Annotated in this window: 22 protein-coding genes; 21 read left to right on the top strand and 1 reads right to left on the bottom strand. The window is 33.8% G+C overall.

Annotated features, from left to right (window positions below):
* Position 1: 1 nt before the first annotated feature.
* The 9 genes from murD to nrdR all read left to right on the top strand — a co-directional run bounded on the left by murD (position 2) and on the right by nrdR (position 7,972).
* On the top strand, positions 2-1,366 hold the full coding sequence (murD, locus tag ACLTBU_RS00545; protein WP_177669844.1) for a UDP-N-acetylmuramoyl-L-alanine--D-glutamate ligase: 1,365 nt from the start codon (positions 2-4) through the stop codon (positions 1,364-1,366).
* 5 nt (positions 1,367-1,371) lie between these two features.
* On the top strand, positions 1,372-2,562 hold the full coding sequence (locus ACLTBU_RS00540; protein WP_177669846.1) for an FtsW/RodA/SpoVE family cell cycle protein: 1,191 nt from the start codon (positions 1,372-1,374) through the stop codon (positions 2,560-2,562).
* A 75-nt stretch (positions 2,563-2,637) separates the two neighbouring features.
* Complete coding sequence (locus ACLTBU_RS00535) at positions 2,638-3,357, top strand: FtsQ-type POTRA domain-containing protein (protein WP_177669848.1); 720 nt, start codon at positions 2,638-2,640, stop codon at positions 3,355-3,357.
* Between the two features lie 79 nt (positions 3,358-3,436).
* Positions 3,437-4,552 carry a cell division protein FtsZ gene (gene ftsZ, locus ACLTBU_RS00530; RefSeq protein WP_177669850.1) on the top strand — a complete coding sequence of 372 codons (1,116 nt, stop codon included), beginning with the start codon at positions 3,437-3,439 and terminating at the stop codon, positions 4,550-4,552.
* 113 nt (positions 4,553-4,665) lie between these two features.
* The gene (locus tag ACLTBU_RS00525) at positions 4,666-5,547 is read left to right on the top strand and encodes a sigma-E processing peptidase SpoIIGA (RefSeq protein ID WP_412217071.1); all 882 of its coding nucleotides are present in this window, start codon (positions 4,666-4,668) and stop codon (positions 5,545-5,547) included.
* Positions 5,548-5,607: 60 nt separating this feature from the next.
* Positions 5,608-6,309 carry an RNA polymerase sporulation sigma factor SigE gene (gene sigE / locus ACLTBU_RS00520; RefSeq protein ID WP_412217337.1) on the top strand — a complete coding sequence of 234 codons (702 nt, stop codon included), beginning with the start codon at positions 5,608-5,610 and terminating at the stop codon, positions 6,307-6,309.
* Positions 6,310-6,392: 83 nt separating this feature from the next.
* The gene (gene sigG, locus ACLTBU_RS00515; protein WP_177669855.1) at positions 6,393-7,166 is read left to right on the top strand and encodes an RNA polymerase sporulation sigma factor SigG; all 774 of its coding nucleotides are present in this window, start codon (positions 6,393-6,395) and stop codon (positions 7,164-7,166) included.
* Between the two features lie 29 nt (positions 7,167-7,195).
* On the top strand, positions 7,196-7,456 hold the full coding sequence (locus tag ACLTBU_RS00510) for a YlmC/YmxH family sporulation protein (RefSeq protein ID WP_177669857.1): 261 nt from the start codon (positions 7,196-7,198) through the stop codon (positions 7,454-7,456).
* Between the two features lie 57 nt (positions 7,457-7,513).
* Positions 7,514-7,972: a transcriptional regulator NrdR gene (gene nrdR, locus ACLTBU_RS00505; protein WP_249333150.1), complete on the top strand. Its 459-nt coding sequence runs from the start codon at positions 7,514-7,516 to the stop codon at positions 7,970-7,972.
* A 22-nt stretch (positions 7,973-7,994) separates the two neighbouring features.
* Here the strand turns inward: nrdR and ACLTBU_RS00500 are convergent, their stop codons facing one another.
* Entirely contained in the window at positions 7,995-9,503 is a 1,509-nt protein-coding gene (locus ACLTBU_RS00500; RefSeq protein WP_412217069.1) for a YifB family Mg chelatase-like AAA ATPase, read from the bottom strand.
* A gap of 179 nt (positions 9,504-9,682) precedes the next feature.
* Between ACLTBU_RS00500 and dprA the strand changes: the two genes are divergently transcribed.
* The 12 genes from dprA (at position 9,683) to ACLTBU_RS00440 (ending at position 22,826) form a co-directional block, all read left to right on the top strand.
* Positions 9,683-10,702, top strand: a complete 1,020-nt coding sequence (dprA, locus tag ACLTBU_RS00495) for a DNA-processing protein DprA (RefSeq protein WP_412217068.1) — start codon at positions 9,683-9,685, stop codon at positions 10,700-10,702.
* An 18-nt stretch (positions 10,703-10,720) separates the two neighbouring features.
* The gene (gene topA / locus ACLTBU_RS00490) at positions 10,721-12,787 is read left to right on the top strand and encodes a type I DNA topoisomerase (protein ID WP_177669864.1); all 2,067 of its coding nucleotides are present in this window, start codon (positions 10,721-10,723) and stop codon (positions 12,785-12,787) included.
* A 239-nt stretch (positions 12,788-13,026) separates the two neighbouring features.
* Positions 13,027-13,785 carry a GTP-sensing pleiotropic transcriptional regulator CodY gene (codY, locus tag ACLTBU_RS00485; protein ID WP_320650072.1) on the top strand — a complete coding sequence of 253 codons (759 nt, stop codon included), beginning with the start codon at positions 13,027-13,029 and terminating at the stop codon, positions 13,783-13,785.
* A gap of 316 nt (positions 13,786-14,101) precedes the next feature.
* Positions 14,102-14,944, top strand: a complete 843-nt coding sequence (xerD, locus tag ACLTBU_RS00480; RefSeq protein ID WP_412217067.1) for a site-specific tyrosine recombinase XerD — start codon at positions 14,102-14,104, stop codon at positions 14,942-14,944.
* Positions 14,945-15,053: 109 nt separating this feature from the next.
* Positions 15,054-16,223, top strand: a complete 1,170-nt coding sequence (locus tag ACLTBU_RS00475; RefSeq protein ID WP_412217065.1) for a phosphopentomutase — start codon at positions 15,054-15,056, stop codon at positions 16,221-16,223.
* Between the two features lie 14 nt (positions 16,224-16,237).
* A complete protein-coding gene (locus tag ACLTBU_RS00470) occupies positions 16,238-17,542 on the top strand; it encodes a pyrimidine-nucleoside phosphorylase (RefSeq protein WP_412217063.1) in 1,305 nt (434 codons plus the stop codon).
* A 122-nt stretch (positions 17,543-17,664) separates the two neighbouring features.
* A complete protein-coding gene (locus ACLTBU_RS00465) occupies positions 17,665-18,855 on the top strand; it encodes a D-alanyl-D-alanine carboxypeptidase family protein (RefSeq protein WP_337531579.1) in 1,191 nt (396 codons plus the stop codon).
* 121 nt (positions 18,856-18,976) lie between these two features.
* Entirely contained in the window at positions 18,977-19,738 is a 762-nt protein-coding gene (locus ACLTBU_RS00460; protein ID WP_177669872.1) for a segregation and condensation protein A, read from the top strand.
* Positions 19,725-20,294: an SMC-Scp complex subunit ScpB gene (scpB, locus tag ACLTBU_RS00455; protein WP_412183026.1), complete on the top strand. Its 570-nt coding sequence runs from the start codon at positions 19,725-19,727 to the stop codon at positions 20,292-20,294. Before ACLTBU_RS00460 ends, scpB begins: the two co-directional genes overlap by 14 nt.
* A gap of 87 nt (positions 20,295-20,381) precedes the next feature.
* Positions 20,382-21,518 (top strand): D-alanyl-D-alanine carboxypeptidase family protein, encoded by a 1,137-nt coding sequence (locus ACLTBU_RS00450; protein WP_412217061.1) that lies wholly within the window; start codon positions 20,382-20,384, stop codon positions 21,516-21,518.
* A gap of 20 nt (positions 21,519-21,538) precedes the next feature.
* Positions 21,539-22,249 carry a pseudouridine synthase gene (locus ACLTBU_RS00445; protein WP_412183024.1) on the top strand — a complete coding sequence of 237 codons (711 nt, stop codon included), beginning with the start codon at positions 21,539-21,541 and terminating at the stop codon, positions 22,247-22,249.
* Between the two features lies 1 nt (position 22,250).
* Positions 22,251-22,826: a tRNA (mnm(5)s(2)U34)-methyltransferase gene (locus tag ACLTBU_RS00440; RefSeq protein WP_412217060.1), complete on the top strand. Its 576-nt coding sequence runs from the start codon at positions 22,251-22,253 to the stop codon at positions 22,824-22,826.
* Positions 22,827-22,833: the final 7 nt, after the last annotated feature.

Below are 22,833 nucleotides of genomic sequence, written 5' to 3'. Positions count from 1 at the left end.
AATGAAGCATAATGAAAACACAGCTATTATTATAGGATGTGCACGAAGTGGTTTAGCAGCAGCTAGACTTGCTACAAAAGATGGCTATCATGTAAGTGTTTATGATAAAAAAACATATAATCAATTTCACAAGGATGACCAAGAACGTATTGATATTTTACAAGGGGAGGGGGTTCAGTTTATTTTTGAACCTTCTATAAGCCTTGATTCATACGATCTTATTATTGTAAGTCCTGGTGTACCACTTGATTTACCCTTTATAGAAGAAGCTATAAAGAAGGGTAAAAAAGTAATAGGTGAACTTGAGTATGCAGCAACTTTCTGTAAGGCACCTATTGTAGCCATTACAGGAACTAATGGTAAAACAACAACCACATCTTTAGTAGGACAAATTATAAAAGCTTATAATCCTAACACATATGTAGTAGGGAATATTGGAAGAGCTTTTAGTGAAGATGTATTACATATTCCTGAAAGTGGTGTTGTTGTAGCTGAAGTAAGTAGTTTTCAACTAGAAACCATTGAAACTTTCCATCCTAAAGTATCTGCCATTTTAAATATTACGCCAGATCACCTTAATAGACATAAAACAATGGAAAATTACTGTAAAGCTAAATATCAAGTTTTTATAAATCAGTCTGATGTAGATTATGTGATTCTAAACGAACAAGATGAGTATTTTGAAGAAGCGAAAAAGCTTGCATCAGGTCAAGTCATAACTTTCAATAACCAAAAATCTACCTTACGAGGAGCTTTCTCAGATGGTACGAGCCTTTATGAAAATATAGGGGATAGGCAAGAGCTTGTCTGTGCTATTAAAGATTTAAAAATAGTAGGTGCACATAATATCGAAAATGCATTAGCTGCTATTGCCATCTGCAAGGCATTTGGTGTTCCAGAAGAGGTTATCAAAGAAGAAATCCAAAAGTTTGCTGGTGTTGAGCATCGCTTAGAATTTGTATGCACTAAAAAAGGTGTGGACTATTTCAATGACTCTAAAGCAACCAATGTTGGAGCTGCTATTCCAGGACTTATTTCTATGAATAAACCTATTCACTTAATTGGTGGTGGAATGGACAAAAAGATTTCCTTTACAGAATGGGTGAAATTATTTACTGGCAGAGTTAAGAAGCTTTATGTTATTGGTGAATGTAAGGATCAAATTCTAGAAGAATGTAAAATACAGCATTTTGATGCTGTAGAAACTTTTGAGACTTTTGAAGCAGCTATAAAAGCAGCTTATCAAAATGCACAGGCTAATGAATGTGTATTATTATCACCAGCTTGCGCAAGTTGGGATATGTTTGAAAGTTATGAACAAAGAGGTCAGATTTTTAAAGAAATTGTGAATCATTTGGAAGGGTGATGTAAATGGCAACATCAAAAACACTTACTAAAAAGAAAAAAGTTACGTTAAAACACGCCCCAGATTTTTTACTCATCACAATGATTATTTTAATTGTTGGATTTGGAGTTGTAATGGTTTATAGTGCTAGTCACTATCATGGTATGACTAACTTTGGAGACCCTTTTAGATTTGCAAAACGTCAATTATTAGTTGGTATTGCAGGTATTGGCGTGATGTTTTGTGTAACATACTTTTTTAATTACCGTATTTTGGCTAATATTAAGATAGCAGGACTTTTGTACGGTATATCGATTTTACTTGCACTAAGTTTATTTGTATTTGGTAAAAATGTTAATGGAGCTACAAGATGGATTGAAATTGGACCTATTCAATTTCAACCTTCAGAAGTAGTTAAAATAGGTGTTATTATCATGCTTTCTTCGTATATTTTAAAGTATAGGAAGAAGCTTGATAAAATACGCTATTTACTTATCGGTGGACTCATTGTATTAGTACCTACTGTTATTATTGCTGTAGAGAACCTTAGTTCTGCTATTGTTGTAGCTTTTGTAGGTTTACTTATTTTATTTGTGTCTACACCGAAGATATGGTACTACATATTAGGGATAGTTGTAGGGGGAGCAGCTATCATGTGGATTTATTATATTGCAGTAAATAATATAGAACTTGGAGGCTTTTTAGGAGAAATCTTTAAGCCTTATAGATTAGACCGTATTCGTATTTGGCAAGATCCCTGGATTGATCCTGTAGGTGGAGGTTATCAACCTATTCAGTCGCTCTATGCTATAGGTTCAGGAGGACTATTTGGTACAGGTTTAGGATTAGGTGTACAGAAACTAGGATTTTTACCAGAACCTCACAATGATATTATTTTTGCTGTTATTTGTGAAGAATTAGGACTTGTAGGAGCAGCCTTATTACTATTAGCATATGCCGTACTTGTTTTAAGAGGATTCTCCGTTGCAGCGCATGCAGATGATTTCTTTGGAGCTTTAGTAGCTACGGGTATATCGGGAATGATTGCTGTACAGGTGCTTATTAATGTAGCTGTTAATACCAATAGTATTCCAACTACAGGGATGCAGCTTCCTATGGTAAGTTATGGGGGAACGGCTCTGCTAATCTTATTAGGTTCTTTAGGAATATTAGTTAATATATCGCGAACAGCAGCTATAGGAAAACCAAAGGAGTAATACAGATAGGACATTTATAAGAAAGCTTATAAATGTCCTATTTAGTATGTGGCGTTAATGAAAGGAGTAAGATACATGAGAGGAAATGAGAAAATAGTACTCAAAAAGGGATTATATGTCTTAGCAATTATAGGTCTTATATTTGTGATACTTTTATTTTTACCTATTTGGCGTATTGAGCAGATTGATGTAACAAGTACTCATTACTATACAGAAGAGGAAATTTTAAAAGAGGGGGGCATAGTACTGAATATGCACCCTCTAAGTCTCAATAAAAAAATAGCTATTAAACATATTACAGAACTTCCATTTGTAGAAGAAGTACAAATAAATTATGAATTTCCCAATCGTTTGACTGTAAACGTAGTAGAAAATCAGCTATTAGGATACATACAGTTTCATGATAGCTTTCTATGCATTGATCAAAAGGGGAAAGTGCTTGAGCAAAGTAAAAGTAAAAGGTTTGAATTACCTTTATTAGAAGGTATGCAATTTGAATATTTCTCAATTGGCGAAAAAATAGGGATAGGAAATGAGGAAAAAGTAGATACAGTAAAAGAAATGGTTACTATCTTGTCAAAATATGATTTTTTAAAGGAAATAGATGTTATAGACGTCTCAAATCTAGAAGAAATCCACTTGTATGTTGGTAAGTTAAATGTTATAATTGGTAATATCAGAAATTTTGACGAAAAAATAAAATGGTTAATACAGGTAAATAATAATTATTCCATGGGAATATTAGATTTATCGTACATTCAAGACGGACAAGCTGTTTTGACGCCGCTAGATTAGTAATAGATTGTTTGATTAAGAGTGTTTTATATTATACCTTAAATATAGTCATATGCGAATGAATAAAGGGGGAGTAGTCTTGCTCGAATTTTGTATGGAACATGAATGCCAAGGAGCTCAAATTAAAGTAATAGGTGTTGGTGGCGGTGGTAACAACGCCGTAGATAGAATGATTGAAAAAGGCTTAGCAAGTGTCGATTTTATTACAATTAATACAGATCATCAAGCATTATCTCGTTCTCAAGCACCAACAAAAATACAAATTGGTGAAAAAATGACAAGAGGACTTGGTGCAGGTGCAAATCCTGAAATTGGAACAAAATCTGCTGAAGAAAGCCGTGAAGAAATTGTACAAGCTATTAAAGGTACAGATATGTTATTTATCACAGCTGGAATGGGCGGTGGTACTGGGACAGGTGCTGCACCAGTTATTGCAAGTATTGCAAAAGAACAAGGCATTTTAACAGTAGGAGTTGTAACAAAACCTTTTGGTTTTGAAGGAAGAAAACGTATGTTAAATGCTGAAAAAGGTATTGAAGAACTTAAGAAATCAGTAGATACACTTGTTATTATTCCAAATGATAAGATTTTACAAGTTATTGATAAGAAAACAACAATGCTTGAAGCTTTTAGTAAAGCAGATGATGTACTTCAACAAGGTGTACAAGGTATTGCAGACCTTATTTCTAATCCAGGGGTTATTAACCTAGACTTTGCGGATGTACGTACTATTATGAACAACAAAGGTGTTGCACATATGGGTATTGGACGTGCATCAGGTGAAAATCGTGCAGAAGAAGCAATCAAACAAGCAATCAGTAGCCCACTTCTTGATACAACCATTGATGGTGCAAGATGTGTTCTAATTAACATGGCTGGTGGTGAGTCATTAGGGCTTATGGAAGCTAATATGGGTGCTAATCTTATTTGTGAATGTGTTGACCCAGATGCAGAAATTATTTTTGGTACTTCTATTAATGAAGAACTTGGAGATGAAATTGTTATTACAGTTATTGCAACGGATTTCCATAATAAAGAGATTATTCCTCAACGTTTTGAACAGCCTAAACAAGTGGTAGCAGAAACGGCTCCTCAAGCAATGAAACATGAAGAAGTTTCAATAAAAAAAGAAGAAGTACATAAAGCGCCTGAGGTACAAGTAGAAATTCCACATTTTTTAAGACGTTCTAGATAACATAAAAAAAGATACGATAATTGTCGTATCTTTTTTTTTATATTTTCTTCAGTTTTACAAAATTTGTATAGAAGATGCTATAAAATATTTTTGTAGCCAAGAGGGGGGGAGGTATGGTGCAAGTCCTATATATAGATGTTTTATTTATACTCAATTTGATTATGGATTTTTATATTTTTGTCATTGCTGCTATTATATTTAATCATTCTATAAAAAAAAGCAATCTTATCATAGGTAGTATCTTAGCTGCAGGACTGTATTGCCTAGGGCTTATTGTGCCAGTATTACATAATCTACCTCTTTATTTATATTATTTTTTCATACCTATTATGCCTATCCTTATGATTTTTAAACCGAACACCTTAAAAATGTTTATAAAAGTATTTCTGATCAGCCATTTTGCAGCATTTTTAATAGGAGGAGCTGTATTTAACAGTTACTATATATGTTTAGCGCTAGGGATAGTTCATTCACTTTCTATGATAATCCCTATTTTAATAGGAGGGATGATCTGTTTAATTATTTATTTAAGTTCTAATTTTATAAGAAAGCGTTTTATCATGCCTCATTTTGAATATGATCTGAGTTTATGTAAGGATGGAGAACATATCCAGCTTAAAGGTTTTTTAGATTCGGGCAATTGTCTTTACACGCTTTCTTCTCATAAACCAGTAAGTGTCGTACCTTATGAGGACGTGAAACCCTTATTGTCAGAAGGTGAAAAAGGCGTTATGAGTGAGTGTTTTAAATATGGCATACAAGAGTCATTAAATAAAGTACATCAGGAAATGGCCAAGATTTATCTTATTCCTTATGAAAGTATAGGATGTAAGGAAGGTATTCTACTTGGTATAGTCGTAGATCATATGACCATAAGCAAGGGGGCCTACTGCCAAGTTTTTGATGAATGTGTAATAGGTGTTGTACAAAATCAAGTTTTTAATAGACAAAATTATAGTGCACTTATTCATCCAGATTATTTGTTAAGACCATAAGGAGGATGTGAAATGAAGTTAAGAGGTTATGTAGCATATTGTATTGCGTGGATTAAGAAGATGGCAGGGTGTTATTTATTAAGATATAAACAACCTGTTCACTATATTGGTGGAAGTGAAGTATTACCACCACCACTTACAAAACAAGAAGAAGAGTCTTTGGTAACTTGTATCAGTAAATATAAAGATGATAGACAAACTTTAGAACGTGTCAAAAATGTTCTTATAGAACGTAATTTAAGACTTGTAGTATATATTGCACGTAAGTTTGAAAATACAGGGATAGGTATGGAAGATTTGATTTCTATTGGTACGATTGGATTAATTAAAGCTATCAATACTTTTAATCCCGAAAAAAAAATTAAGCTTGCAACTTATGCATCAAGATGTATTGAAAATGAAATTTTAATGTATTTAAGACGTACGAATAAGCTTAAAATTGAAATTTCTATAGATGAGCCACTCAATGTAGACTGGGATGGTAATGAACTACTTCTTTCAGATATTTTAGGAACAGAATCGGATATTATTTATCGGAATATTGAGGATGAAGTGGATAAGACTTTACTTAAGCAGGCACTTGAAAAGTTATCTGAAAGAGAACGTGAAATTGTAGAATTAAGATTTGGGTTTAATACACAAGGTAAAGAAAAAACACAAAAAGAAGTAGCAGATTTATTAGGGATTTCTCAATCTTATATTTCTAGATTAGAAAAGAAGATTATATTGAGACTAAAAAAGGAAATTACTAGAATGAGTTAAGGCTGTGCATAAAATAACTAAGGATGGAGATGCTTATTTATATGCTTATGTAATACTTAATGGTATGACTAGGAGGAATCTGCATGGCAATAAATAAAGTAGAAATTTGTGGGGTAAACACTGCAAAACTACCCATTCTTTCAAATGAAAAAAAAGAAATCTTATTTAAGCTAATAGAACAGGGAGATTTACATGCTAGGGAAGAATATATATATGGTAATTTAAGACTTGTTCTTAGTGTTATTCAAAGGTTTAATAATAGAGGGGAGCATGTAGATGACCTATTCCAAGTAGGTTGTATAGGACTTATTAAGGCTATTGATAATTTTGATGTCACCCAAAATGTCAAGTTTTCCACTTATGCAGTCCCTATGATTATTGGAGAAATTAGACGTTACTTAAGAGACAATAATTCTATACGTGTAAGTAGATCGTTAAGGGATACTGCGTATAAAGCCTTACAAGCCAAGGAAAAGCTTACAAGACAAAATGCAAAGGAGCCTAATATACAGGAGATTGCAGCAGAGCTGGGCTTGCCTAAAGAAGATGTTGTTTTTGCATTAGATGCTATTCAAGATCCTATCTCTTTATTTGAACCTGTTTATCATGATGAAAGTGATGCGCTTTATATTATGGATCAAGTAAGTGATGAGAAGAGTCAAGATGATATATGGTTAGAAAATATTTCACTTAAAGAAGCAATGAAGAGACTAAATAGTAGAGAAAAACATATTTTAACATTACGATTTTTTGCAGGCAAAACACAAATGGAAGTAGCTGATGAGATTGGAATTTCTCAAGCTCAAGTTTCACGATTAGAAAAGACTGCACTTAAGCATATGAAAAAATATATTTAATTTTTATATAAAATAAGGGGGATTAGCGAATGCGTATAGGTGATATGAAACACAAAGAAATTATTAATACGCTAGATGGAGCAAGACTTGGTTACATCTGTGATGTAGAAATTGATTGGACAACAGGACAAGTTAAAAAATTAGTTGTACCTGGTCCCGGAAAGGTAATGGGGCTCTTTGGTAGAGAAACAGAGTATCTTATTCCTTGGGAGAACATAAAAAAAATAGGAGAAGATATTATTTTAGTAGAATTAAAAGATGGTATGTCTATGAAGATAGATGAATATTGACTTCCGGTATATACATATGTTATGTTAAAGTATAATACATGTGTAGGAGGATAACAAATGAAGTGTCCTTTTTGTGGATATGCCATGTCTAAAGTACTCAACTCTAGGCCAACAGAGGACAATAAGTCCATTAGAAGACGTAGACAATGTGAAAGATGTGAACGTAGGTTTACAACTTATGAAAAGATAGAGTGTATGCCTATTATGGTCATTAAAACTAATCAAACACGCGAACCTTTTGACAGAGATAAGCTCTTAAAAGGTATTTTACGTTCATGTAATAAACGTCCTATTCATTTAGAGCAGTTAGAGGCTATTGTAGGAGAAATTGAAAATCAAATTTATGCCTATGAACGTAAAGAAATTACATCTGCTGAAATTGGTGAGATTGCTATGGCTTACTTAAAACAACTTGACGAAGTGGCTTATATCCGTTTTGCGTCTGTGTATAAGAAATTTAATGATATTGATGAATTTATTGTAGAATTAGAGAATATTAAAAAACGTAAAAAATAGTCCTTATTAAAAGGACTATTTTTTACGCCCAAAATTTACGGTCAAGTAAACGATAGCTTAGAGCTTCACTCATACATTCTTCATCGATTATATCCTTATCATCTAAGTCTGCAATAGTACGTGCAAGTTTTAGAATGCTTGTATAACTTCTAGCACTCGAACCTATTGTATTAAACCAATGATCAAGTAAATCTTCTGCTTCATGGGTAAGTATACAATAAGTCTTTAGGAATTTAGTAGGTATTTCACTATTAGTATTTAGGCCTATGGAGTGGAAACGAGAAGCTTGAATTTGTCTAGCTGTTTGGACTTTATCTTTCATTTCCTGTGTGGATAGACAAGTACCTTTATGAAGATGATGGAAGGATACAGGTTGCATTTCTAATTGTAAATCTAATCGATCAAGAAGAGGACCAGAAAGTTTATTTAAATAACGTCTTATACTAGGGAGGTCACAGTGACATTTATGAGTATCAGGATAATAGCCACAGGGGCAAGGATTAGTAGCTGCAATGAACAGAAATTGTGCTGGAAAGGTAACCTGATTATTAAGCCTAGAAATAGTAATTTGCCCTTCTTCTAATGGTTGTCTCATAGTTTCTAAAACCTGACGATTAAATTCTAGTAGTTCATCTAAAAAGAGCACACCTTGATGTGCCAAGCTGATTTCACCAGGCTTAGGATGTATGCCTCCGCCAGTTAGTCCTTGTATAGTAGTTGTATGATGAGGCGCTCTAAAAGGTCTGTATTTAATAGGGAGTGATACAGAGATTTGTTTGGCTAGACTATAAATTTTGGTAAGTTCAACTTGTGCCTGGGGGGGGAGGGAAGGTAAAATACCAGGAAGACGTTTGGCAACCATAGTTTTACCACACCCTGGAGGACCAATAAGTAAGGTATGATGATGCCCAGCAGCGGCAATCATAAGTCCGCGTTTAATATGTTCTTGTCCTTTTACATCTTCAAAATCAGGATAGTTTATAGCAGAAGGTATTTCTTGAATTTCGGGTTGGAGAGGAAGCTCATTATTAATAAGGTAATGTATAACTTCAGTTAGCGTATGAAAGTACAAAAGAGCCTGGTGAGGTGCTTTAGATAGTTCTAGAGCATTAGTGTCTGGAAGAATATATGAAACACTTGAGGTAGGTGGACTATAGACAATAGGCAGTATACCATTTACATGTCGCAATGTGCCATCTAGAGCTAGTTCACCTAGAAAAATTTTATCCTGGAAAGCATCTGAGGGAATAATCCCCATACAGCCTAGCAAACCTAAAGCGATAGGAAGGTCATAAAGACTTCCTTCCTTTTTAATATCTGCAGGGGCCAGATTAACAGTGATACGTTTTACTGGAAAAGTAAATCCACTATTTTTTATAGCACTTTTAACACGTTCTTTAGATTCACGTACACTATTATCAGGTAAACCTACTATTTCAAAGGAAGGAAGGCCATCACATACATCTACTTCTACATGAACTTCAATTGATTTAAAACCATTTAGACATGAACTGATTAATTTACAAAACATACGGGTATCCTTTCAAAAAAATCATTAGTTAAAGCTTAACCAAGAATTAATTTTTTAAACATAATAACTAATTTGATTATTTAGAGAGGAAGGGCTTTGATATGCACAAATTTTATTGTCTTTGGTTCCATGTACTGAATTTACCTGAGGTTTTTAAATATACTCTATGGAAACAAGTTTTGAGTTGTCAAAAAATTTATGAAGCAGATGACGATTTTTATAAAAGCATAGGAATAGATCCTGAAAAAACGCAAAAAATACAAGCATCGAAGAAAAATTTAGAGGATTTACAAAATTACTATGAATCTTTAGAACATCAAGGTATTACTATGGTAACAATAGAAGATGAGGATTATCCAGACAGATTAAAGGTAATAGATGATCCGCCCATTGTCTTTTTTCTAAAGGGAGATAAAACACTTGTTAACTGGCCATCTATTGCCATTGTAGGTGCAAGAAAATGCACAGAATATGGATATAGTGTTGCTAATGAGCTTGGCAATGAATTAGGGAAAGCGGGCTTTAGTGTTGTAAGTGGGATGGCATTAGGAATAGATGAAGCAGCACATAAAGGAGCTTTAAGTAAAGGAAATCGTACATTAGCAGTACTTGGGTGTGGTGTAGATATATGTTATCCTAAGCAGAATAGGACTTTATATCAGGCACTTTTAGAAAGAGGGGGCCTGTTGTCAGAGTTTTTACCTGGTACAGAACCTAGAGCTTATCAATTTCCTATGCGTAATCGTATTATTAGTGGTTTATCTTTAGGAACTGTAGTAGTAGAAGCAGCACAAAGAAGTGGTTCACTTATTACAGCTCACTTGGCTTTAGCGCAGAATAGAGAAGTTTTTGCAGTGCCAGGCAATATGAATAATCCACTTAGTAAAGGAACAAATAAGCTTATTCAAGCAGGGGCTAAAATGGTAACTTGTGTAGAAGATATTATAGAAGAACTCGTGTATCAATTGCCTATTCAGTGTGACAATTTTGAAAATAATTACACCAACAATCCTATACTACTACTTGATAAAGTTGAAATAATGGTATATGATAACTTAAGTTGGCAACCGACACCATTATTAGATGTTGCACAAAAAAGCAATATGTCAGAACATCAGATTGAAAAAATACTATTAAAATTAGAGATAAAAGGATTCATCACACGGTTACCGGGTAGGCGGTACGTCCGTTTGAATTAGAGTGATTAGGAGGTTATTATGGCAAGTAACTTGGTCATTGTGGAGTCAGCAGCCAAAGTAAATACAATTAGCAAATTTCTAGGGAAAAATTATAAGGTGGAAGCTTCTATAGGACATGTACGTGATCTGCCTAAGAGTCAGTTAGGAATTGATGTAGAACATGATTATGACCCTAAATATATTACAATTCGTGGCAAGGGGGAACTTTTGCAGAAATTACGTAAAGAAGCTAAGAGTGCTAAATGTATTTATCTTGCAACTGACCCCGATAGAGAAGGGGAAGCTATTTCATGGCATTTATATCATGCCTTAAAGTTAGAAGATAAAAAGGTATATCGTATTACCTTTAATGAAATTACAGAACAAGCTGTTAAAGAAGCCATTAAACATCCTAGAGAAGTTAATATGGATTTAGTGGATGCACAGCAAGCAAGAAGGGTACTTGATCGTTTAGTAGGATATAAAATTAGTCCAATTTTATGGAAGAAAATCCGAAAAGGACTTAGTGCAGGACGCGTTCAATCTGTTACTTTAAGACTTATTAGCGATAGAGAAAAAGAAATTCAAGAATTTATTGAACAAGAATACTGGTCTATAGAGGCCTTATTTAAACAAGGTAAAACAAAAGGTTTTGAAGCAAAATTAGATAAGATAGATCAGCAAAAGGTTGATATTAGAAGTGAAAAAGAGGCGCAAGCTATTGTTACGGCGTGTGAAAATAGACCTTTTGAAGTGGTTTCTACTAAGGTATCCGAACGTGTCAAAAATCCCGTTCTTCCTTTTACAACAAGTACTATGCAACAAGAGGCTGCAAAGCACTTAGGATTCTCTACTCAAAAGACGATGAACATTGCTCAGCAGCTTTATGAAGGGGTTAAAATTGGGAAAAAAGAAGTGGGTATTGTAACTTATATCCGTACAGATTCCGTAAGAATTTCAGATACAGCTAAAGAACAAGCTGTAGAATATATTACAAATAAATTTGGCCCAGAATATATAAAATCTGATACAAAAGCTAAACAATCAAAGGCAGCTAAAATTCAAGATGCCCATGAGGCAATTAGACCAACCTATATTAATTATGAGCCAAGTGAAATTAAGGAATATTTAAGCCGTGACCAATATAGATTATATCAAATGATTTGGAGTAGATTTGTAGGAAGTCAAATGATGCCAGCTAAATATGAAGCACATGCAATTTCTATTCAAAATGGTCCATATACTTTTAAAGCAACTTATTCTGTGCAGTTATTTGATGGTTATTTAAAAGCTTATGCTTTAGATAATGCACAAATAGAAAAGCAGCCTGCCATTCGTGTAAGTGCAGGAGATGTATTAGAATGTATTACACTTACACCAAATCAGCATTTTACACAACCACCAGCGCGTTATTCAGAGGCAACGCTTGTTAAGACATTAGAAGAGAATGGTGTAGGTAGACCAAGTACATATGCACCTACTATTACAACATTACTTAGTAGAGGCTATGTGACAAAAGAGAATAAAGTACTTTATCCAACAGAACTTGGTGAAGTTGTAAACAATATTATGCTTTCTCATTTTGATGAAATTGTTGATGTAGAGTTTACTGCGCAGCTTGAGAAAGTACTTGATGAAATTGCATCAGGACATGTGTTTTGGAAAGAAATTATTAAAGCTTTTTATCCAAACTTTAATAAAACTGTTATCAAAGCAGAAGAAGAAGTGGAAAATGTTAATCTTGTAGAAGTAACAGATATCCCTTGTGATAAATGTGGAGCACATATGATTGTACGTTATGGTAAGTATGGTAAGTTTTTAGGTTGTCCAAACTTCCCAGAATGTAATTTTACTAAACCATGGTATGAAGAGATTGGTGTAAAATGTCCACTGTGTCAAGGTGAGGTTATTCTTAAGAAGACTAAAAAGGGCCGTACTTACTATGGTTGTGACAATAACGGAGAGGGATGTGACTTTATGTCATGGCAGCGTCCTACGGGTGAGAAGTGCCCTGTATGTGGAGATGTGCTTATCGAAAAGGGAACAAGTAAGAACAGGAAAACTGTATGTCGAAATTCTACATGTAACTATGGAAAAAAAGGATAAATTTCGACAGAAAGTGATAAAAATCAATAAAAAAAGTAAAAAATAGGGATTTCTTAGTAAATAAGGGTTGAGTTTTCTTTTTATTTATGATATTATGATTTATGTGTAAATGATAATTTTTTGGGGGGACAAAGTTGAGTACTCAACTTTGTCTTTTTAGTGGAGATAAATGTATAGAGTGTATAGTGTTTAAATTTTTCGAACATACTAATTGTATAAACTATTAAGGAGGAACAGATATGTCAATGGAACTATTACAAAGAATGCGAAAAGTGAACAGATTATTACAAAGAGTAGGATCTGATCGTGTTATTTTTTCAGATATTTGCGAAGTAATTAGTGATGTAGTACAATCAAATGTTTTAGTAATCAGTAATAAAAGTAAGGTGTTAGGTATTCATAACCTATTTGCAAATGACATTGTAAATGATGAGCAATACATTGGTTATGCAATCAATGATCAACTTATTTCTATGATGGACGTTAGAGATAATGTATCAATGGAAACTATTTTTGCAGATAGTGCAAATAGCGGAAATTACATTGGATGTATCGTACCTATCGTAGCAGGTGGTCAAAGACTTGGTACATTTGTACTTTATAAACAAAAAAATCAAGGAAGTTATACAACAGAAGATATGATTTTAGCAGAATATGGTGCAACAATTGTAGCTGTAGAAATGCTTACATCTCTTAAAGATGAGACAGATGAAGAAGCACGTAAAATTGCTATTGTTAAATCTGCAATTGGCACATTATCCTATTCAGAACTTGAAGCAATTTTCCATATCTTTGAGAAACTTGATGGTACAGAAGGTTTACTTATTGCAAGTAAAATTGCTGATAAAGTAGGTATTACACGTTCAGTAATCGTTAATGCATTACGTAAATTTGAAAGTGCAGGTGTTATTGAATCACGTTCTCTTGGTATGAAAGGAACATATATTAAAGTTTTAAATGATGCCCTTATTGATGAACTTAACAAACTTAGAAAATAATTTTTTCATTAAATATAAATAACATATATATATATAAATATAAGAAAGTACTCCCAAAGGAGTACTTTTTTATTTATGCAATTTTAAGTAAGGATACTTATAAGATTCAGAATAATTAGTAACATAAGATTTTAGGAATAACTTAATTTCTATATTAATACTATAAATTTTAGAAAGTTTATTTAATGTAGTATGTAATTAATACAAAAATTGAAATTTAGTAGACAAAAAAAATCATTTTGGTTATAATTAATTATAAATAATAGTTTAATTTTATGCTATAATAAATGAAATTATAGAAAAAGGGGCGTTACTTATGTACAATGAACTTATTTTATTCTTAGCCTATCTTAGAGATGCTAAGCACTCTTCTAAGAATACAATACAGTCTTATGAGCGTGACTTAAAGTATTTCTTTAAATTTTTAAACGATAATAATATTAATCAAATTAGGGCGATTAATAGTGAATGGATAGAGAAATACATAGAACATATGAAAGAAATTAGTAAATCTTCTTCTACTATTTCAAGAACGCTTGCTTCTATTAGAGCATTTTTCTTCTATTTAATTAAACAGGAAAAAGTTTACGAAAATCCTGCACTTATGATTGCTATGCCAAAAATACCTAAGAAAGTGCCTAAGATTTTATCAGAAAGTGAAATTGTACTCCTTCTAGAGCAGCCTCATACTACGGATATTAAGGGGATTCGTGATAAGGCTATGCTAGAACTTTTGTATGCAACGGGGATTAGGGTCTCTGAACTAATTACTTTAAAAGTAACAGATGTAAATGTGAATCAGGGATACATTCTTTGTCGTGATGAAAATAAAGAGCGTAGTATTCCAATAGGTAAACCTGCTATTACAGCACTTAAAAATTACTTAGGAGAAGTACGATATGCTATGATTCGCGATCAACAAGAGGCAGCACTTTTTGTGAATTGTAATGGGTTACCTTTAACAAGACAAGGTTTTTGGAAAATCTTAAAGAGCTATGCTAAAAGTGCTAATATCAGTACAGAAATTACGCCACATATGCTAAGACATTCTTTTGCAGCACATCTTATTCAACATGGTGCAAATTTAAAATCTGTACAGCAGATGCTAGGACATTCAGATATTTCTACAACACAAGTTTATACTCAAATTGCAAAATAAATAACATGAAAAGAATAACAGGACGAAAACCCTGTTATTTTTTTTTGTTTTGGTATACAATACAATTATAACCAAATACTTGAAAATGAATATAGAGGATGGTGAGCTTTTGAAAAGAGTAATTTGGATCGTATTAGATAGCGTTGGGATGGGTGAAATGCCTGATTCAGCATCATATGGAGATAAAGGTGTTAATACAATAGCACATGTTTATAAACATAATAATGGGCTTCAATTGCCAAACCTTACACAATTAGGTTTAGGTAATATAGAAGGTATGGAAGCTCTTGAAAAATGTGAAAGTCCAATAGGAACTTATGCAAGACTTGCAGAGTTATCTAGAGGTAAAGATACAACGACAGGACATTGGGAAATGATTGGTATTCATACAGAAGTGCCTTTCCCAACTTATCCAAATGGCTTCCCTAAAGAAATTATGGATGCCTTTGAAGAGAGAATTGGAACAAAAACTCTTGGAAACTGTACAGCATCTGGGACAGCTATTTTAGATGATCTAGGTGAAGAGCATATGAAAACAGGTTACCCAATTGTCTATACTTCAGCAGACAGTGTATTTCAAATTGCTGCTCATGAAGAGATTATTCCACTAGAAAGACTTTATGAAATGTGTGAGATTGCACGTGAACTCTTAAAAGGTGAACATGAAGTATCTCGAGTTATTGCAAGACCATTTGTAGGTCAGCCTGGTGCTTTTACGCGTACACCAAATAGACATGACTATGCGGTTATGCCTCCAAAAGAAAACCTATTAGTTTATGCAAAAGAAAAAGGATTAGATGTTATTGGAGTAGGTAAAATCTCTGATATTTTTGCAGGTGAAGGCATAACTTATGCAACTCATACAAAATCTAATGAAGATGGCATCAAAAAAACGATAGAACTTATTAAACAACCTAATCATGGTTTAATCTTTACAAACCTAGTAGATTTTGATATGAAATGGGGACATCGTAATGACCCTGTAAGCTATGGCAAAGGTTTAGAAGAATTTGATAGCTATCTACCACAAATTATAGAAGCTATGAACGAAGATGATCTACTTATTATTACAGCAGACCATGGCTGTGATCCAACAACACCTGGTACAGACCATACAAGAGAATATGTACCACTTATTGCTTATAGTAAAATGTTTAATGGTGCTAGAGATCTTGGCACTAGAAAGAGCTTTGCAGATATTGGACAAACAATCTGTGAGATTTTCGACTTACCAGCACTTAAAATAGGTGAAAGCTTTTACAAGCAAATGACTAAATAGTGGGGTGATGTAAGGTGAGAGTTTATGATATTATTGAAAAGAAAAAATTAGGTGAGGTTTTAACCGATAAGGAGATTGCCTTTGTGGTAGAAGGTTATACAGATGGTAGTATTCCTGATTATCAAATGTCAGCCCTTCTTATGGCAATTTACTTCCAAGGAATGAATGATAAAGAAACAGCACTCCTTACAGAATGTATGGCTAAAAGTGGTGAAATGTTGGATTTATCTGCTATTGAAGGTATTAAAGTAGATAAACATAGTACAGGTGGAGTAGGCGATACAACAACCATTGTACTTGCACCACTTGTAGCAGCAGCAGATGTACCAGTAGCTAAGATGTCAGGCAGAGGTCTTGGACATACAGGAGGTACCATTGATAAGCTAGAATCTTTCCCAGGTTTTAAGGTTGAATTACCACTTGAAGGATTTATTGAAAATGTCAATAAACATGGTGTAGCTGTTGTGGGTCAAACAGGTAATCTTGCTCCAGCAGATAAAAAGATTTATGCTTTACGTGATGTAACAGCCACTGTAGATAATGTATCCCTTATTGCAGCATCGATTATGTCTAAAAAAATTGCAGCAGGTTCAAATGCTATCGTACTAGATGTTAAATGTGGTAGTGGAGCTTTTATGAAGACTTTAGAAGATGCTAAAAAATTAGGTGATGCTATGGTGCGCATTGGTAAAGAAGTAGGCCGTAACACTATTGCTGTAGTAACAGATATGAACCAGCCTTTAGGAAATGCTATTGGAAATAGTCTTGAAATTATGGAAGCCATTGATACATTAAAGGGCAATGGACCAAGAGATCTAACAGAGCTTACACATACCTTAGCAGCTAATATGTTTGTGCTTGCAGGACGCGTGGCAACAGTTGAAGAAGGGTTAAACCTTGCAGATGAACTCATTGAATCTGGAAAAGCTATGGAAAAACTACGTGAATGGGTAGCTTCACAAGGTGGAGATGCACGCTCCGTAGATGACTATTCACTTCTACCAGCGGCAGCAAAACAAATGGATGTTGTACTTGAAGAAACAGGTTATGTAGCAGCCATTGATACAGAGATGATAGGGAAAGCGGCACTTGTGCTTGGAGCAGGTCGAGAAAACAAAGAAAGTATCATTGACTTAGGTGTAGGTCTTATAATGCATAAGAAAATAGGTGACAAAGTAACAAAAGGTGATGTTGTTGCAACACTTTATTATAGCGATAACTCTCATACAGAAGCAGCAATACGCTATATTAAAGACGCCTATACTTTTAGTACTGAATCTATTGAAAAACCACAACTTATCTATACAATCATTAGATAATATAAAAATAAGAGTCTTTATAAAAAGGCTCTTATTTTTATACTCTTATAAAGTTCTTATTTAATAAGTATATTTTGCTCAAAATAACAAATAATAGAAATAAATTTATAGGAGGTAGAACTATGTTGCGAAAAAAAATGATAGCAGTTATGCTCTTAATGATTGTATTAGTAACCAATGTTACAGTCTTCGCGGCTGAAGCTATGGCATCAGGTACAGGTATGGCAGAAACAGCTAGAAGCTATGTTCTTATGGAAGCGTCTAGCGGTAAAATTCTGCTTGAAAAAAATATGGATGAGGAAATTCCACCTGCAAGTATTACAAAGGTTATGACCCTTTTACTCATTCATGAAGCTATAGATGCAGGTAAAATCAACTGGGATGACAAAGTGACTGTAAGTAGTCATGCAGCCAGTATGGGAGGCTCTCAAATCTTTATGGAAGAGGGGGAAGAACAAACTGTTCGTGACCTTGTAAAGGCCATTGCTATTGCTTCTGCTAATGATGCAGCTGTTGCTATGGCTGAGTACATTGGCGGTAGTGAGAGTCAATTTGTAGATATGATGAATAAACGTGCTAGTGAGTTAGGCATGGAACATACTACATTTAAAAATGCATGTGGTCTTCATATAGATGGACATCTTTCCAGTGCACATGATGTGGCCCTTATGTCTAGAGCTCTTATTACAAAGTTCCCAGATATCTCAAAAACTCTTACCACATGGATGGATACCATTACACACCGTACACGTAAAGGAGAAACAGAGTTTGGCCTCACCAATACAAATAAAATGATTAAATGGTACAATGGTATTACAGGGCTTAAAACAGGTTATACACCACAGGCTAAGCACTGTGTAAGTGCTACAGCTACAAGGGATAATATGAACCTTATTGCAGTTGTTATGGGTTCTCAAGATGGTAAAATTCGTTTTAGAGAAGCGGCACAGCTTCTAGATTATGGTTTCGCTAATTATATGGTTAAAAAAGGGCCTGAAGTAGGCGAAATACTTGGAAATATGAAAATAAAAAAAGGTGATAAAGAGCTTGTAGAACTTACAATTGAAGAATCTATGGCTTTTGTTGTACCAAAAAGTAAGGATGAACAACAATTAACCTATGAAATAAAATATGACGAAGGTGTAAAAGCACCTGTCTATAAAAATCAAAAACTAGGTACTATTACCTATTATATGAATGGTGAACCTGTAGGCGAAGCCAATCTTGTAGCTGCTTATGATGTAGGTAAAGCTAAATTTAAAAATATGATTCCTTATATGTTTAGCAGATACTTTGATCTAGGAAAAGAATAAAGGATAGAAATAGGTTATAAGTTAAGGGTTTAACTTGTAACCTATTTTGTCTTTTTATGTTGCATTCTGGTAAGATAGTCGCTAAACTGTTAATAGACTTTAATAAATAAGGAGATTTAGCATGAGTGTAACATTTAAATTAGAAGATTTTGAAGGACCACTAGACTTACTACTCTATTTACTTGAAAAAAATAAGATGAGTATTTATGACATAGAGATTTCTTCTATTACAGATCAATACTTAGCCTATATAGAGACTTCAAATACGTTAGAACTTGAACAGATGAGTGAGTTTATTGTTATGGCAGCCACTTTGCTTTATATTAAGTCTAAAATGTTATTACCGAAGCCTCCTAAAAATGAAGAGTTAGTAGAAGACGATCCACGTGAAGAGCTGATTCGAAAATTATTAGAGTATAAGAAAATTAAGTACGTTTCTCATGAACTTAATGAAAGACAAAATCTATCTACGGATTATTGCTTTAGGAATGCAGAAAGTGCTGATGAGGTAGAATTACCACAGCCTTCTACAGAAGATGTGCTTATGGATGTTACACTTGAACAGCTTTATGAAACATTTCAGGCACTTCTTAAACAGAAACAGTTACTGGTACATCAAAAATCTAAAAAAATTGATTCATCTATCTTAAAGAAAGATTCTTTTACTATTGAGCAAAAGAGTTTATATATTTTAAATTTATTAGAGCTGAATGCACACATTTCATTCTTTAGTCTATGTACACCAGATATGCCTAAAGTGGAATGTATCGTAACCTTTATGTCTATTTTAGAGCTTATTCATAAGAAGCAAATACGTGTTGTGCAGGAGAAGCCTTTAGCAGATATTATGATTATGGGAGTGAAGGCGTATGCAAAAGACTGAACTTGAAAGCAAACTAGAATCTCTACTTTTTTTTGTAGGGGATAGTATTCCGAGTAGTAAATTATGTGAAGTATGTGAAACTGAAGAAATTACCATACATATGGCTATTTATAGATTAAATGAAATTTACAAAAAGTCTAATAGTGGTATAGAAATTATAGAAGTAGACAATGGTTATCAAATGTGTACGGTGCCTAAGAATATTGCTTATATTCAAAAGTATAAACAAAAACCAATTAAGAGGCTCTTAACGCAGGCACTTCTTGAAACATTGGCTATTGTAGCTTATTCACAGCCAATTACAAAAGCTCAAATTGAGGATATAAGAGGAGTAAGGTCTGAACATGCTGTCAGTAAACTTCTTGAATATGACCTTATTGAGGAAGTAGGTAGGCTTAATGTCATAGGACGACCTATTTTATTTGGAACGACTACAAGCTTTTTAAGACATTTTGGCTTCAAGACTATTGAAGAGCTTCCAAAGGTGAAAGAAGAGCTTATTGAACGTTTCAAAAAAGAGATTGAAGAAGAGATGAATTACATCTCAGAAGAGTAAAAGGACTCATTCACTTCTATGCATAAAATGATAAAGGATGAGGTATGCTGAATCATAGTATAGATGAAAGAATAAGGAGTGAATGCAATGAAGAAGAAATTTGGGATTAGCTTACTTATTACACTTTTATTAAGTAGCTCACTCTATGCAAGTGAAGTGCCTGGAACTATTTATTCTAAAGGGTCTGTTCTTATAGAAAAAGAGAGTAAGCGTGTGCTGTATGAAAAGAACGCTCATGAAAAAATGGCTATGGCCAGTACAACAAAAATTATGACATGTATCGTAGCTATTGAAGCTGGTAAATTGGATGAGATTGTAACGGTATCAGGAAAGGCTGCACGGGCGCCGAAAGTTAAGTTAAACTTAAAAACAGGTGAAAAACAGAAATTAGGTGATTTACTTTATTCCCTCATGCTTGAATCCCATAATGACACGGCTGTGGCTATAGCAGAGCATGTAGGTGGAAGTGTAGAAGAGTTCTGTGCTATGATGACTGAAAAAGCTAAAGCCATTGGGGCGGAAAATACTTGTTTTGAAACTCCTAATGGATTAGATGGACAGGCTCATTATTCCACGCCTTATGATATGGCACTTATTGCTGCCTATGCTTTAGATAACCCAGAGTTTGTAAAAATCATTAATACACCTCAAATTGAAATTCCAACTACCCAGGTAGAAGGAAGCAAAAAACATACACTGATTAATAAAAATCGTTTTCTATCACAGTATGAAGGTGCAGAAGGTGTGAAAACAGGCTATACCAGCAAGGCAGGACATTGCTTTGTAGGTGCTGTTAAAAAAGAGGATATGGAACTTATTGGTGTAGCATTAGGAGCTGGATGGGACTCAAAAGGTAAATCACGTAAATATACAGATGTGATTAAACTTATGAACTATGGCTATAATAACTATAAAAAGTATAAGGTGCTCGATAAGGGCGAAGAAAAAGGTAGTGTTAAAGTGACAAATGGTAAAGTGGAGGATGTTACACTTTATGTGGACGAAACCGTTATATTGCCACTTACCGAGCATGAAAAAGAAACAATTGAGCTTAAAAAGACTGTGACAGATGAGCTTCAGGCACCAATAGATGAGAATCAGGTTGTGGGAAAAGTAGAAGTTATCTGTGATGGAAAAGTGCTTAAGAAAGTGGATCTTCTTGCAGGTCAAAAAGTAGACAAAGCAAACTTACTAGACAAATTAAAAAGATTTTTTCAAAAGTGAAATAAAGAAAGGGTAGATTTATGCGATTACAAAAATATTTAGCTGGATGTGGTGTGGGATCAAGAAGAAAATGTGAGGCTTATATAGAAGAAGGGCGTGTCAAAGTTAATGGTATGGTCGTAACAGAGCAGGGTATACAAGTAGAAGAAGGTGATCAAGTAGAATTTGATGATAAACCTATTACAATGGAAGAAAAACTTGTTTACTATATTCTTAATAAACCAGTAGGCTATATTACATCTGTGTCTGATGAAAAGGATCGTGCAACTGTTCTTGATCTATTAAAGGATGTACCTTATCGTGTGTTTCCAGTAGGGAGATTAGATTATAATACAACAGGGCTCCTTCTTCTTACAAATGATGGGGAACTTACTTATAGTCTAACACATCCAAAACACCACGTAGATAAAACTTATGTTGTGAAAGTAAAAGGTGTTGTAAGGCCAGCAGCTATTCAAAAACTACAGCAAGGTGTGGTTATTGATGGGTATTTAACAGCACCGGCAAAAGCAAAGATTATAAGACAAACAGGTGCAACAACAACAATCAGTTTAACCATTCATGAAGGACGTAATAGACAAGTTAGAAAAATGTGTAGTGCTATAGGGTATGAAGTTTTAAGGCTGAATCGTGAATCTATAGGAAAGCTTACATTAGGTAATCTTGAAGTAGGTGCATACCGTGCATTAACAAAACAAGAAATTGAGTACTTAAAGGGGTTAGGACAATAAGATGCTTAGTAGAAATATGACAAAGAACGTGCACTTTTTTATTGAAAGTCATTTAAGTCAGTGGGGAAAAGAAAACTTAATAGCAATGGATGGAACTCTAGGGAATGGTTATGACCTAGAGTTTTTAAATAATCAAAAAGCAATTAGTACTATCTATGGATTTGATATACAGGCTCAGGCTTTAGAGAATAGTAAGACTAGAATTGGTGAAACTGAGAAGTGCATTTATTATATCCAAGATTCACATCATCATTTAGAGTGTTATATTGAAGGAGAAATAGACTTAGCACTCTTTAATTTAGGCTACTTGCCAGGAGCAGATAAGTCTATTGTCACAAGAGTAGATACGACCTTAGAAGCTATAGAAAAAACCATTGGGAAACTCTCAAATGGAGGTATGATGGTAGTAATGACCTATCCTGGACATGAAGAAGGAAGTAGAGAACACGAAGCAGTCAAAGATTATTTATCTGGTTTGCATAAGAAAAACCTTTCTATTCTGCAACTTAATGTGAATAACGTTATAAAGCCTTGTCCTAATTGTTTCTTAATTATCAACCAATTATATAAAATATAATAAAATT

Source organism: Zhenhengia sp. (assembly GCF_046966505.1).
In the GTDB taxonomy this organism is placed as follows: Bacteria; Bacillota; Clostridia; order Lachnospirales; family Cellulosilyticaceae; genus Zhenhengia; species Zhenhengia yiwuensis.
This window is presented reverse-complemented; position numbering and strand designations above follow the sequence as displayed.